The 12,020-nt window shown below is 42.0% G+C and carries 13 protein-coding genes, 4 tRNA genes and 1 pseudogene; 13 read left to right on the top strand and 5 right to left on the bottom strand.

Annotated elements, in window-relative coordinates:
- Nucleotides 1–3 precede the first annotated feature (3 nt).
- The 4 genes from thiS to ACRWSG_RS06950 are packed head-to-tail and all read left to right on the top strand — an operon-like array spanning nt 4 to nt 3,281.
- Nucleotides 4–201, top strand: coding sequence for a sulfur carrier protein ThiS (thiS, locus tag ACRWSG_RS06965; protein ID WP_054554133.1), 198 nt, complete (start codon nt 4–6; stop codon nt 199–201).
- Nucleotide 202: 1 nt separating this feature from the next.
- Complete coding sequence (locus ACRWSG_RS06960) at nt 203–985, top strand: thiazole synthase (RefSeq protein WP_462165947.1); 783 nt, start codon at nt 203–205, stop codon at nt 983–985.
- A 15-nt stretch (nt 986–1,000) separates the two neighbouring features.
- Complete coding sequence (gene thiE, locus ACRWSG_RS06955; protein WP_462165946.1) at nt 1,001–2,524, top strand: thiamine phosphate synthase; 1,524 nt, start codon at nt 1,001–1,003, stop codon at nt 2,522–2,524.
- 1 nt (nt 2,525) lies between these two features.
- Nucleotides 2,526–3,281: a HesA/MoeB/ThiF family protein gene (locus ACRWSG_RS06950; protein ID WP_462165945.1), complete on the top strand. Its 756-nt coding sequence runs from the start codon at nt 2,526–2,528 to the stop codon at nt 3,279–3,281.
- Between the two features lie 64 nt (nt 3,282–3,345).
- Here the strand turns inward: ACRWSG_RS06950 and asd are convergent, their stop codons facing one another.
- Together asd and rsgA are read right to left on the bottom strand one after the other, a co-directional pair.
- The gene (gene asd, locus ACRWSG_RS06945) at nt 3,346–4,212 is read right to left on the bottom strand and encodes an archaetidylserine decarboxylase (protein ID WP_462165944.1); all 867 of its coding nucleotides are present in this window, start codon (nt 4,210–4,212) and stop codon (nt 3,346–3,348) included.
- An 18-nt stretch (nt 4,213–4,230) separates the two neighbouring features.
- The gene (rsgA, locus tag ACRWSG_RS06940; RefSeq protein WP_462165943.1) at nt 4,231–5,289 is read right to left on the bottom strand and encodes a small ribosomal subunit biogenesis GTPase RsgA; all 1,059 of its coding nucleotides are present in this window, start codon (nt 5,287–5,289) and stop codon (nt 4,231–4,233) included.
- A gap of 122 nt (nt 5,290–5,411) precedes the next feature.
- Between rsgA and orn the strand changes: the two are divergent.
- The 5 genes and pseudogenes from orn to ACRWSG_RS06915 all read left to right on the top strand — a co-directional run bounded on the left by orn (nt 5,412) and on the right by ACRWSG_RS06915 (nt 6,994).
- Nucleotides 5,412–5,958, top strand: a pseudogene (gene orn, locus ACRWSG_RS06935) (oligoribonuclease).
- A gap of 358 nt (nt 5,959–6,316) precedes the next feature.
- Nucleotides 6,317–6,392: transfer RNA gene (locus tag ACRWSG_RS06930), tRNA-Gly, on the top strand.
- A gap of 168 nt (nt 6,393–6,560) precedes the next feature.
- Nucleotides 6,561–6,636: transfer RNA gene (locus tag ACRWSG_RS06925), tRNA-Gly, on the top strand.
- A 114-nt stretch (nt 6,637–6,750) separates the two neighbouring features.
- Nucleotides 6,751–6,826, top strand: a tRNA-Gly gene (locus tag ACRWSG_RS06920).
- Between the two features lie 92 nt (nt 6,827–6,918).
- Nucleotides 6,919–6,994, top strand: a tRNA-Gly gene (locus tag ACRWSG_RS06915).
- Between the two features lie 195 nt (nt 6,995–7,189).
- Here ACRWSG_RS06915 and ACRWSG_RS06910 read toward each other — a convergent pair.
- From ACRWSG_RS06910 to ACRWSG_RS06900, 3 genes are all read right to left on the bottom strand, one after another.
- Nucleotides 7,190–7,615 carry a secondary thiamine-phosphate synthase enzyme YjbQ gene (locus tag ACRWSG_RS06910; RefSeq protein ID WP_462165942.1) on the bottom strand — a complete coding sequence of 142 codons (426 nt, stop codon included), beginning with the start codon at nt 7,613–7,615 and terminating at the stop codon, nt 7,190–7,192.
- A complete protein-coding gene (locus ACRWSG_RS06905; protein WP_054554140.1) occupies nt 7,612–8,079 on the bottom strand; it encodes a chemotaxis protein CheX in 468 nt (155 codons plus the stop codon). The genes ACRWSG_RS06910 and ACRWSG_RS06905 overlap by 4 nt, the downstream gene beginning before the upstream one ends.
- Nucleotides 8,080–8,152: 73 nt before the next feature.
- A complete protein-coding gene (locus ACRWSG_RS06900; RefSeq protein WP_054554141.1) occupies nt 8,153–8,587 on the bottom strand; it encodes a transcriptional repressor in 435 nt (144 codons plus the stop codon).
- Between the two features lie 94 nt (nt 8,588–8,681).
- Between ACRWSG_RS06900 and ACRWSG_RS06895 the strand changes: the two genes are divergently transcribed.
- From ACRWSG_RS06895 to ACRWSG_RS06880, 4 genes are all read left to right on the top strand, one after another.
- Nucleotides 8,682–9,302 (top strand): MarC family protein, encoded by a 621-nt coding sequence (locus tag ACRWSG_RS06895; protein WP_138601917.1) that lies wholly within the window; start codon nt 8,682–8,684, stop codon nt 9,300–9,302.
- Between the two features lie 97 nt (nt 9,303–9,399).
- A complete protein-coding gene (locus ACRWSG_RS06890) occupies nt 9,400–9,879 on the top strand; it encodes a hypothetical protein (protein ID WP_138601919.1) in 480 nt (159 codons plus the stop codon).
- A 235-nt stretch (nt 9,880–10,114) separates the two neighbouring features.
- Nucleotides 10,115–11,092 (top strand): tRNA dihydrouridine(20/20a) synthase DusA, encoded by a 978-nt coding sequence (gene dusA / locus ACRWSG_RS06885; protein WP_082389307.1) that lies wholly within the window; start codon nt 10,115–10,117, stop codon nt 11,090–11,092.
- Between the two features lie 249 nt (nt 11,093–11,341).
- Nucleotides 11,342–12,016, top strand: coding sequence for a PspA/IM30 family protein (locus ACRWSG_RS06880; RefSeq protein ID WP_054554144.1), 675 nt, complete (start codon nt 11,342–11,344; stop codon nt 12,014–12,016).
- The last annotated feature ends 4 nt before the right edge of the window (nt 12,017–12,020 follow it).

Raw genomic sequence — 12,020 nt, 5'->3', positions numbered from 1 at the left:
AAAATGAATATTTTAATTAATGGTCAGTCAGTTACAGTGAACGACAATACATCGCTCACTCAGGCGTTGAGCCAGTTTGGCGCAAGACCTCCATTTGCCGTTGCCGTTAATGGTGACTTTGTACCGCGCAGCCAATGCGATGCTAAACCCCTCAATGAAGGCGACAGCATTGAGTTATTGTCGCCAATTCAAGGAGGCTAAGATGGATAATTTTTCGGTTTATGGTGAGCAATTTACGAGTCGTTTACTGATTGGCTCAGCACTGTACCCTTCGCCAAGTGTTATGACAGAGTCGATAGTGGCCTCACAGGCTGAAATTGTCACCGTTTCATTGAGACGTCAGCAAAGCGTTGCTGCGGGTGATGATTTTTGGCAATTGATAAAAAACACTGGGCTAAAGGTGCTGCCAAATACGGCGGGTTGCCATAGTGTGAAAGAAGCAGTGACCTTGGCACAAATGTGCCGCGAAGTGTTTGCCACTGATTGGATCAAGTTAGAGTTGATTGGTGACGAATATAATTTACAGCCAGATCCATTCGCACTGCTCGAAGCCACTAAAATTTTATTGGCCGATGGCTTTAAAGTTTTGCCTTATTGCACAGATGATTTAGTGCTGTGTCAGCGCCTCGCTGATTTAGGCTGCGAAGTATTAATGCCTTGGGGGGCACCGATTGGCACTGGTAAAGGCTTGCTGAATCCTTACAACCTAAAAATGATCCGTGAGCGCTTGCCAAACCATACGTTAATTGTTGATGCGGGTTTAGGTTTACCATCCCATGCCTGCCAAGCGCTTGAATTAGGGTATGATGCCGTATTATTAAATTCGGCAATTGCAGGTGCAGGTTGCCCAGTAACGATGAGTAAAGCGTTTAAAAGTGCTGTTGAGGCGGGGCGATATAGCTATGTGGCTAAAGCGATGCCAGAGAAAGACGTAGCAAGCCCATCAACGCCGACGCTTGGAATGCCATTTTGGCATCAAGAATAAAATGTGAGGAATAACATGAATCAGGTTGTATGGACCATAGCTGGCTCAGATTCGGGCGGCGGTGCAGGAATTCAAGCCGACATCAAGGCAATGCAAAGTTTTAATGTACATGGCTGTACGGTTATTACTGCTTTAACGGCACAAAATAGTTTAGGTGTAGAAGCACTTAACCCGATTTCAACAGAAGTGATTGAGTCGCAACTATTAGCCTTAGCCAGTGATATGCCTGCCAGCGTGATTAAAATTGGCATGCTTGCCAATGTGCAGCAAATACAGCTTATTAGTGAGCATTTAAAACATTACAAAGCAACCTGGGTAGAGCCGCCTTTGGTTGTTTATGATCCGGTTGCCATTGCTTCAAGTGGTGATTTATTAACAGAAGAAGATACCGTTAGTGCCATTAAAGAGTGTTTATTACCATTAGTCGATGTAGTAACACCGAATACCCACGAAACGCAGCTCTTAACCGGTGTTTATTTGATTGGCCCAAGCGCAGTGAAAGAGGCCGCAGAGAAGTTAAAAGTCTATGGTGCAAAAGCGGTGATTATCAAAGGGGGGCACTGGGATTACCCAAGTGGCTATTGCATTGATTACTGCGTGCAAGGTGAGCAGGAATATTGGCTTGGTAACGAAAAAATTCAAACTCCGCATAGTCACGGTACTGGATGCAGTATGGCCTCTGTGATTGCTGCGTGTTTAACCAAACAGTATCCTCTCAAAGATGTCTTTATTTTAGCGAAAGCCTATATCAACCAAGGATTAAAAGCAGCCATTCGATATGGTGAAGGGATTGGTCCCGTTGCACACACTTGCTTTCCAACAAATATAGCTGATTACCCACAAGTCATCGAAGCGGGAAGTTTGCTGGGTGATGAGCTCGACTTTGATTGCCCAGTTGATTTTACCATGGCAGCAGGTTTTGCCGAGTGCGACTCTAAACAGCTTGGGCTGTATGCCGTTGTAGATACGGTTGATTGGTTAGAGAAGTGTTTAGCAGAAGGGGTTAAAACCGTTCAATTAAGAATGAAAAATGCAGACGATGCAGCACTTGAAGAGTCGATTGCAAGTGCGGTTATGTTGGGGCAGAAGTACGATGCGCAGGTATATATCAATGATTATTGGCAATTGGCGATCAAGCACGGCGCTTATGGTGTTCATTTAGGGCAAGAAGACTTACAAACTGCTAATTTAATTGCCATAAAAGAGGCAGGGTTACGCTTAGGTGTGTCGACCCATGGCTTTTATGAAATGCTACGTGCACATAATTACAGACCAAGTTATATGGCGTTTGGTGCTATTTACCCAACCACCACTAAAGACATGACGGGGCAAATTCAAGGTTTAGAAAAGCTCGAAAAATTTGTACCGCTAATGGCTGATTATCCAACGGTGGCAATTGGTGGAATTGATATATCACGGGCAGAGCAAGTTGCGAGCACGGGGGTTGGCAGTGTTGCCGTAGTACGTGCGATTACTGAAGCCGAAGACTACCAAGCAGCCATTGCCACGTTAAAACAGCTGGTCGAAGGTCAGTCTTAATATGAGCGCGTTAAGCGACAAAGAGCAAATTCGTTATAGCCGCCACTTGCTATTAAAAGAGGTAGGGCTTGCGGGTCAGCAAAAGTTAAAGGCTGCTCATATTGTGGTTGTCGGAGCGGGTGGGCTTGGCTCACCTGCACTTTTTTATTTAGCGGCTGCAGGAATCGGGACGCTCACTTTGATTGACGACGATAAAGTTGAGCTTTCAAATCTACAGCGACAAATACTCTATAAAGTAAACCACATGGGGCAGGCAAAAACACAGGCGGCTGCCAAGGTGTTAAGCAGTTTAAATAATCAAATTTCGGTTAAGCCTCTATGCCAAAAGCTTGATGAAAGTAACAGTGCTGAGCTACTTGAAGGCGCTGACATCATCCTTGATTGCAGTGATAACTTTGCTACCCGGTATTTGGTTAATCGCTATTGTTTAGCTAAATCTATTCCGCTTGTTTCAGCTGCAGCTATTGCAACACAGGGGCAGGTGATGAGTTTTGATTTTCGTGATGAACAAAGCCCTTGCTATGGCTGTATATTCCCGCAAACGGAGGAGCAAACAGCACTTAATTGTGACAATGCTGGGGTATTGAGCCCGTTATTGGGTGTTATGGGCAGCATGCAAAGTTTATTGGCTATCAATATATTGCTTGGCCATAAAACGGGCAGCGAGTTTATTCAATTTGACGGGCTAACACTAAAACAGCAGCGCTTTAATATTCAAAAAGACAGTGAGTGCTCAGAGTGTAATCGTGGGGTATAGGCGCGATTTATAGAGAATTTTAAGCAAACCACTTTTGCTCAAGTGGTTTGCTAAATTGAACTTATTAGTCGTTAATTTTCGCAAATGGTGTGCCCATGCGCGTTACTGTTTCTGGGTGTTGATTTGATAAGAACTCAGCTTGATTTGCACCCCAAGCTAAAATAACGGTAGAGCCTAATTTAAAGCGACCCATTTCTTCACCTTTCTTCAGAGTAATCGCGTTGTCACCTGTGGTTGGGTAATTCCAACTAAATACATCTTTACCTGCTGGTGGCGTTACTGTGCCTGCCCAAATAGTCTCGATGCTAGCAACAATTGTTGCACCTACAAGTACCATGGCTAGCGGGCCAATTTCAGTTTCAAAGATAGCCACAACACGCTCGTTACGAGCAAATAGGTTAGGTACATTTTGTGCTGTTAACGGGTTTACCGAAAATAAATCACCCGGTACGTAGATCATTTTGCTCAGCGTGCCATCAACTGGCATGTGGATACGGTGGTAATCTTTAGGCGCTAAATAAATAGTCGCAAATTTACCGCCTAAAAACGGCGCTGTGTCTTCTTCTTTGCCACCAAGGAGTGCTTGTAAGCTGTAGTCATGACCTTTTGCTTGGATGATTTGACCGTCGACTACATCGCCTAATTGGCTAATTGCACCATCAACTGGGTGAGCAATAATGTCGCTATCTTCAGCAAGTGGACGAATACCTTCTTTTAATGGGCGAGTAAAAAACTCATTAAAAGTTTTGTAATGAGCTGGATCTGGGTATTTAGCCTCACTCATATCAATTTTGTATTGTTTGATGAACAATTTAATTAAGGCCGTTGTTAAGCCACCCGCTTTTGCTGCTGCTAACTTGCCAACCATGCGCGAAATGAAATGTTTTGGCATGGCATATTGCATAGCAATTTTGAATTTATCTAAACTCACTTGTTATTTCCTAAATAGTTATACGCGAGGAGCGCGTGCACCAGCACGATCGTCGGCCATAGTTTCTAAAATTCGGTGGTAACTGTCAAAGCGAAGTTCTGAAATTTCACCATCATCAACAGCTTGGCGGATTATACAGCCAGGATCGTTTAAATGTTTACAATCGCGAAAACGACAGCCACCAATAAAATCACGGAACTCTTTAAAGCACCATGTAACGCGCTCAACATCTAAATGCCATAAGCCAAACTCACGAATTCCCGGTGAGTCAATTAGGTTACCACCACTTGGTAAATGGTGTAATCGCGATACGGTTGTTGTGTGTTGACCAAGGCCGCTGTTCTCAGAGACTTCTTGGGTTAAGATATCTGCATCTGGCAGTACCGTGTTCACTAAGGTTGATTTACCCACACCGCTTTGACCAACAAAAATGCTGTTTTTATCAACTAGTTTTTGTTTAAGCTCAGCAATGCCTTGACCGGTTTTATTACTGACTAACAGTACTTGATAACCTAGCTCACGATAGATATCGAGAATTTCATCAATAAAAGCAAGGCCTTCATCGTCAATTAAATCTATTTTGTTAAGCACTAAAATAGGCTCAATACCCATGTCTTCACAGGCAACTAAATAGCGGTCGATAATGTTTGGTGTAAACTCAGGCAATACCGCAGAAACCATTAAAATTTGGTCGATATTGGCAGCGACGACTTTTACCCCGTCATAAAAATCAGGACGTGTTAGTTGTGAGCGACGCTCATGGGTTGCTTCAATAACCCCCGCTAAGTCGCCTTCGCTAACTTTTGCACGGCGAAAAATAACTTCATCACCACATACAAGGCTCGATACAGTTCTGCGTATATTACAGCGCAATACTTCGCCTGATTCGGTTTCGATATCGGCATGTTGGCCAAATCGACTGATCACAACCGCATTTTCGGCAGGGCCTAAATTGTCATTTTGCCATTGCACAGTTGCCCCTTTCTGTTGCTTTTTGTCTGCATTAGAGAGGCGTTTTTGATGATTGGCCTTAATTCGACGCGATTGGCCTTTACTTAATTTCTTTTGTTTTGCCACTTTTGGCCTATAACTTGAGTAAATGTCGGGCTTTTTGAAAAAAAAGCTTTAGGTCGACTGATGATACTAATATGATATATCTAAATGCGTTGGATCTAAAGGAAAGCACCGCTAAGGTAACTATGTCTTTTCATAAATCAAATCTTATCTGGCTCGACCTAGAAATGACAGGCCTCGAACCAGCAACAGATAAAATACTCGAAATTGCCACTGTTGTCACCGACAGTGATTTAAACATCTTGGCCGAAGGCCCTGTTATTGCTATTCATCAAAGCGATGAACTGCTTGATGGCATGGACGAGTGGTGTACGACTCAGCACGGTCAATCTGGTTTAACAGCTCGTTGTAAAGCAAGCACATTCACTGAACAAGATGCTATTTGATCAAACTTTGGCATTTCTAAAGCAATGGGTACCTGCGGGTGCTTCACCTATGTGTGGTAATTCTATCGGCCAAGACCGCCGTTTTATGAATAAGTACATGCCTGAATTGGAAGACTACTTTCACTACCGTAACCTTGATGTGAGTACCGTTAAAGAACTTGCACGTCGTTGGAAACCTGACGTTTTAGCGCAAGTGAACAAAAAAGGTTCACATCTAGCCCTCGACGATATCAAAGATTCGATCATGGAATTAAAGGTTTACCAAGAAAAATTCTTTAATTTGTAAAAAACATTTGCAAACACATCGGATTATTGTAGAATCCTGCCCCGCTTAAGACGTTAACCCCCGCGGGGGTTGGTATGTCTTTAGCTAAACTTTTATAGTTGAAATTTGCGGCACTAGCTCAGTTGCCAGAACGTTTTACCGCAACCTTCAGGTTGTGCGACAACGGACAAATTACTGACTACTTTTGAATGCGGCACTAGCTCAGTTGCCAGAACGTTTTACCGCAACCTTCAAGGTTGTGCACCAACGGACAAATTACTGACTACTTTTGAATGCGGCACTAGCTCAGTTGCCAGAACGTTTTACCGCAACCTTCAAGGTTGTGCACCAACGGACAAATTACTGACTACTTTTGAATGCGGCACTAGCTCAGTTGGTAGAGCGCAACCTTGCCAAGGTTGAGGTCACGAGTTCGAGCCTCGTGTGCCGCTCCAATTTCTCACCAAAAGAAATTGGCTTAAGTTTCAAGTGGAAAGTAACTAACTTGAAGCTTGTAACTTAAAACTAGTAACTTATTGTGCGGCACTAGCTCAGTTGCCAGAACGTTTCACCGCAACCTTCAGGTTGTGCGACAACGGACAAATTACTGACTACTTTTGAATGCGGCACTAGCTCAGTTGGTAGAGCGCAACCTTGCCAAGGTTGAGGTCACGAGTTCGAGCCTCGTGTGCCGCTCCAATTTCTCACCAAAAGAAATTGATATAAGTTTCAAGGGGAAAGCATTAGCTTGTAACTAGAAACTTGTAACTAGAAACTTGTAACTAGAAACTTGTAACTAGAAACTATTTGAATGCGGCACTAGCTCAGTTGGTAGAGCGCAACCTTGCCAAGGTTGAGGTCACGAGTTCGAGCCTCGTGTGCCGCTCCAATTTCTCACCAAAAGAAATTGGCTTAAGTTTCAAGGGGAAAGTTGAAAGCATTAGCTTGAAACTAGAAACTTGCAGCTTACAACTTATTTATGCGGCACTAGCTCAGTTGGTAGAGCGCAACCTTGCCAAGGTTGAGGTCACGAGTTCGAGCCTCGTGTGCCGCTCCAATCTCTAAAAAATCCCAAAACACTTTCTTAAATAATTTAGTTAATACCAAGATTTGCTTACAGCTTACAGCTTACAGCTTACAGCTTACAGCTTACAGCTTACAGCTTACAGCTTACAGCTTACAGCTTACAGCTTACAGCTTACAGCTTACAGCTTACAGCTTACAGCTTACAGCTTACAGCTTACAGCTAGTTTTAGATCTGACCTTGAATCGTCGCGACAATGCGTCTTACACCGCCATGATCTCGGTGTTCGCCTAAATAGATACCTTGCCAGGTACCAAGCATTAAACGGCATTGGTTAATTGGAATAGTGAGTTCAGCACCTAAAGTACTGCTTTTTATGTGGGCAGGCATGTCGTCATCACCTTCATAATCATGGCGGTAATAACTTTGTCGTTCTGGCACAAAATGATTGAAGTGACTTTCCATATCCATTCTAACTGTAGGATCTGCATTTTCGTTAATAGTTAAGCTTGCAGAAGTGTGTTGAATGAATAGATGTAATAAGCCGACTTTGTATTGTGTTATCTCTGGAAGTTGTCGAATTAGCTCGTCATCAATGATGTGAAAGCCTCGTGAGCGAGGCTTCAATTGAATGGTTTTTTGCTGCCAGCTCATAGTTTATCAAAGCTAACTTCAATATTGGCGTTACCATCAGCTGACGTGAATGGAATTAATACCTTGGCGCCTTCACATTTATGAGCAATTGTATGTCCCTTACCAGACACTACAACTGGCGTTGCCATATCAAACTCATAACCTTTTTCACCGAGTAGGTTTTTAGCGCCACCTGTTACCATGTTAGTAATTTCACCTACCATGTCGGTTACTTCTTCATTTACCGTATCAGGGCGTTCACCTAGCATTCTTTCCATAATGGTCAGAGCTAGATTTTCATCAAAGGTGATTGAAAGTGAACCTTTCGTTTGTGGGCCAACCATACCAATCAAGCCTGATACATCGCCACGGGCTAATTCGTCTTTCTTTAAACTAGGTTTGCCCGGCTTTAATTCTGTTTGAGCCATGGTGCTCAATACATTTAATAATGATGATAAAAAAGGGTTGATGAACTCCACATTCATTATTTATTTTCCCTTAGGTTTCGAAATGCCGTTAATCATACTTTAAGTGTAGTGGTTGTTTCAAACACCGCACTTATTCTTTGCATTTTTCGCATTTACCATGCGCTTCGATTGTTTGTCCAGAAACAATGAATCCACTTTCTGCTGCTAAGTTATTAAGTTCATGAGAAATTACTGTTGAATGTAATTCTTTTACATAACCACAGCTATCACAAATTAATAATTGTACAGGGTGGATGTGATCAAAATGATGGCACAACATAAATGAGTTGGTGCTTTCAATTTTATGAATAAAGCCAAGTTCCGATAAGAAATCGAGCGCTCGATAAATAGTGGCAGGTTTTGCGCCTGATTCAGTTAATTTAAGTTGTTCTAATAGGTCATAAGCACCCACACCACCTTGCGCACTAGCTAATAGGCGGAATACTTTTTCACGGATGGGTGTGAAACGAGCACCACGATTATCGCATACTTGTTTTGCTTTACTGACGAGTGATTCTATATTCATCTTCTCTTATCCTTACGCTACCGTGATATACTAACATACTGTATTGTAGTTGCAGTGTTTTTATTCGCTAACACGTTTTTAGGGAGTTTGATTAATGAGTGAATTGCTAGCGGCATTCATTTTCTTTTTTGCGGTAATCGATCCAATAGGCACAGTTCCCGTTTTTATTGCTGTTACGCGCTGGGATGATGCTAAGTTCAAACGTAAAGTTGCTTTAAAGGCGGTTGGCGTTTCGGCGCTGGTTTTATTATTTTTTGTTGTTGCAGGTGAGCTACTCTTAAACGCGATTAACATTCCTCTTTCGGCGTTTCAGATTGCCGGAGGAATTGTACTATTACTTTTTGCACTGTCGATGATATTTGGTGAAAGTAAACCTGAAACAGAAATCAAAAGTGTTCGAGATAGCACCGAAACCGCTATTTTTCCTTTGGCGATTCCTTCTATTGCCAGTCCGGGTGCCATGCTTGGTGCAGTACTAATGACCCGAAATACCGAATACACTTGGTATGAACAGCTTATAACTTCCTCAATCATGCTTTTGGTATTAGTAATTGTGTTGGTTTTACTACTACTTGCTACGCATGTTCATAAGTTAATAGGCGATAGTGGCGCAAGTATCATTAGCCGGGTGATGGGTTTAATTCTATCATCAGTGGCGGTGACTAATATCTTAGGTGGTATTGCTCACTATTTTGGTTTAAGTGTCGTCGCGTAGTTTAATTTAAAGTGCATTTTCAGTGATTTAAATTTTGAATAATTGCCTTCTTTTATCTAACTTTAAAGAAGGCAATATAAATTTTAAGGAACAAAGAATGCTAATCAAAAACGTTGTTTTATCTGTCTTTCTGATTTTTAGTTTAGGTGCTTGCATGGAGCCGACCTATGATAGTGGTAAGCTAAAAGTCATCGAAGTAACAGACCATGATTTTAAAATTAATGGTGAAAGCGCCGTAACTGTAATTGTTGGTCATGCCAATGTGGCAGAATATAGCTTCTCACTTCGTAAAAGTGATTTAAAGAAAGGCACGCTCCTGCAGTCTGTGTCTGACAGTAATCCAAATGTCCGTGCTGATGGTACCTTCTTTAGCGAGTATTATGTGCAATCAAAAGATCATGACACGCGAGCATCAATTGAAATTGTAGAAATAGACCCCGTTGAGAAAATCGCACGAATTGCTGTTGGTGCTAAGCTAGTTAACCTGAAAAATGAGGATTACAAAGAGCTCGAAATTACTGTTTTAGAGCTTACGGGCCAAAATCTTGAACATCTTCTAAATGAAGTGAAGATGTAACCTTTCCATTTTTGCTTATTCTTCAAAGAAGTGAGATTGCAGTACACTTCTTCGTCTCTTTTCATCATCTGATCTTCGATTAAGCCATGCCGGGAGTTAGCTTCGGTGGTATAATGGCTGCAATTTTTCATTTCGGTGCATGCCTAAAGGTATGTGTCATCGCTATATTAAGCGTTAATCGTATTAGGTAATTTAAGTTGCAAGTAAATGCATTGATCTTTAAAGGGATCATGTTATGAGCACAACGACATTAAACCGCCGTTTTTCCGTGGCACCCATGTTAGATTGGACAGATCGTCACTGTCGAACCTTTCACCGTAAAATGACTAAGCATGCTGTGCTTTACACCGAGATGGTGACAACCGGCGCTATATTATTTGGTAAGGGCGATTACTTACATTTTAATGAGCATGAAGGCCCAGTGGCATTGCAACTTGGTGGCTCAGATCCTGAAGCGTTGGCTAAGTGTGCAAAGTTAGCAGCAGAGCGCGGTTATCATGAAGTAAATTTAAATGTTGGCTGTCCGTCTGACCGTGTGCAAAATGGTCGTTTTGGTGCTTGTTTAATGGCTGAGCCTAAACTGGTTGCTGACTGCGTTGCTGCAATGAAGGCCGAAGTGACTATTCCTGTTACAGTTAAAACGCGCATTGGTATTGATGAGCAAGACTCGTATGAGTTTTTATGTGCTTTAATTGAAGCGAGTCATGATGTTGGTTGCGATGACTTTATTATTCATGCGCGTAAAGCGTGGTTAAATGGCTTAAGCCCAAAAGAGAATCGTGAGATCCCACCTCTGGATTACCCGCGCGTTTATCAGTTGAAGAAAGATTATCCGCAACTGCACTTAAGCTTAAATGGTGGCGTGAAAACAATTGCTGATAGTGTGGCTCACCTTGATTATGTTGATGGCATCATGATTGGTCGTGAGGCGTATAGTAATCCGTTTATTTTGTCTGAGGTCGACGAAAATATTTATGGTGATGAAGCCTTTACGCTAAGTCGTCATCAGGTTGTACGCTCGATGTATGACTATATTGAAGATGAAATGAGCAAAGGCGCTAACTTTTGGCATATTGCTCGCCATATGTTGGGGATTTTCCAAGGCCAACCTGGTGCGCGTGGTTTCAGACGCCACCTTTCAGAAAAAGGCCATGGTAAAGCGGCCGATTTATCTGTTATGGATAAAGCTTTAAGTTTTGTCCCAGAAGCCTAATCACAAAGCCTATTAAAAATAGCCTATTTAAAAGCCACATTTTGTGGCTTTTTTTGATCCTAAAATTTAGTGAAAAAGTTAATTATTTAGTCAAATTAGTTATTTTTCATTCAGTCACTAGTCAGCCTGAATCTAAATTTAATTAATCTAACTTATTGTATATAAATAATAAATTTATTTTATTCGTTAGTTGGCACAAGAATTGGAATCTCCTAGTTGTATTAACCCAATAATCAACAGGAGAGTCACATGGGTGTATTAAATCGCGTAAATGACATTATTCAGGCAAACCTTTCTGCAGCATTAGACAAAGCTGAAGATCCTGAAAAGTTACTTAATCTACTCGTGCAAGAAATGCAGGATGCCCTGACTGAATGCCGTGCAACTGCTGCGACATTTTTAACGCAAGAAAAACAAATGAAACGTGAAATTGCAGCGAAACAAGCGAAAGTAGCAGACTGGCAAGCGAAAGCAGAAAAAGCGTTGAGTAAAGATCGTGATGATCTTGCCAAAGCAGCATTAGTTGAAAAGCAGCGTTTAACGACAGAAATCGAAGCACAACAAGCTGAAATGGATAAAGTGGCAGAGTCACTCGCTAAATTGACAGAAGATTGTCAGCGTTTACAAAACAAGCTTGCAGATGCAAAAGCCAAACAGCTGACTTACATGCAAAAAGAACGCGTTGTTACAGCACGCTTAAAAGTAAAAGAGCAGCTGCATAGCAGTAAAGTTGAAGATGCATTAGCACGTTTTGACTACTTAGAGCAGCGCGTTGAAAACATTGAGTCGCAAGTTGAAGCGTATGAACTTACACAAGGTGATGCTGCAAATTCAACAGCAGCACAAATCGCAGCCCTTGAGAAAGATGAAGCTATCGATAAAGAGCTTGCAGATTTAAAAGCAACGATGAAGCAGTCGGCTTAGGAGG

It is taken from the genome of Pseudoalteromonas sp. GB43, assembly GCF_054923805.1.
The sequence above is the reverse complement of the archived record's forward strand: the minus strand, read 5'-3'. Positions and strand labels throughout refer to the sequence as shown.

Excerpts from the sequence above, each read along its gene's own strand:
- thiS (WP_054554133.1), top strand. The coding sequence starts at position 4 with ATGAATATTTTAATTAATGGTCAGTCAGTTACAGTGAACGACAATACA.
- ACRWSG_RS06960 (WP_462165947.1), top strand. The coding sequence starts at position 203 with ATGGATAATTTTTCGGTTTATGGTGAGCAATTTACGAGTCGTTTACTG.
- thiE (WP_462165946.1), top strand. The coding sequence starts at position 1,001 with ATGAATCAGGTTGTATGGACCATAGCTGGCTCAGATTCGGGCGGCGGT.
- ACRWSG_RS06950 (WP_462165945.1), top strand. The coding sequence starts at position 2,526 with ATGAGCGCGTTAAGCGACAAAGAGCAAATTCGTTATAGCCGCCACTTG.
- ACRWSG_RS06910 (WP_462165942.1), bottom strand. The coding sequence starts at position 7,615 with ATGAGCTGGCAGCAAAAAACCATTCAATTGAAGCCTCGCTCACGAGGC.
- ACRWSG_RS06905 (WP_054554140.1), bottom strand. The coding sequence starts at position 8,079 with ATGAATGTGGAGTTCATCAACCCTTTTTTATCATCATTATTAAATGTA.
- ACRWSG_RS06900 (WP_054554141.1), bottom strand. The coding sequence starts at position 8,587 with ATGAATATAGAATCACTCGTCAGTAAAGCAAAACAAGTATGCGATAAT.
- ACRWSG_RS06895 (WP_138601917.1), top strand. The coding sequence starts at position 8,682 with ATGAGTGAATTGCTAGCGGCATTCATTTTCTTTTTTGCGGTAATCGAT.
- ACRWSG_RS06890 (WP_138601919.1), top strand. The coding sequence starts at position 9,400 with ATGCTAATCAAAAACGTTGTTTTATCTGTCTTTCTGATTTTTAGTTTA.
- dusA (WP_082389307.1), top strand. The coding sequence starts at position 10,115 with ATGAGCACAACGACATTAAACCGCCGTTTTTCCGTGGCACCCATGTTA.
- ACRWSG_RS06880 (WP_054554144.1), top strand. The coding sequence starts at position 11,342 with ATGGGTGTATTAAATCGCGTAAATGACATTATTCAGGCAAACCTTTCT.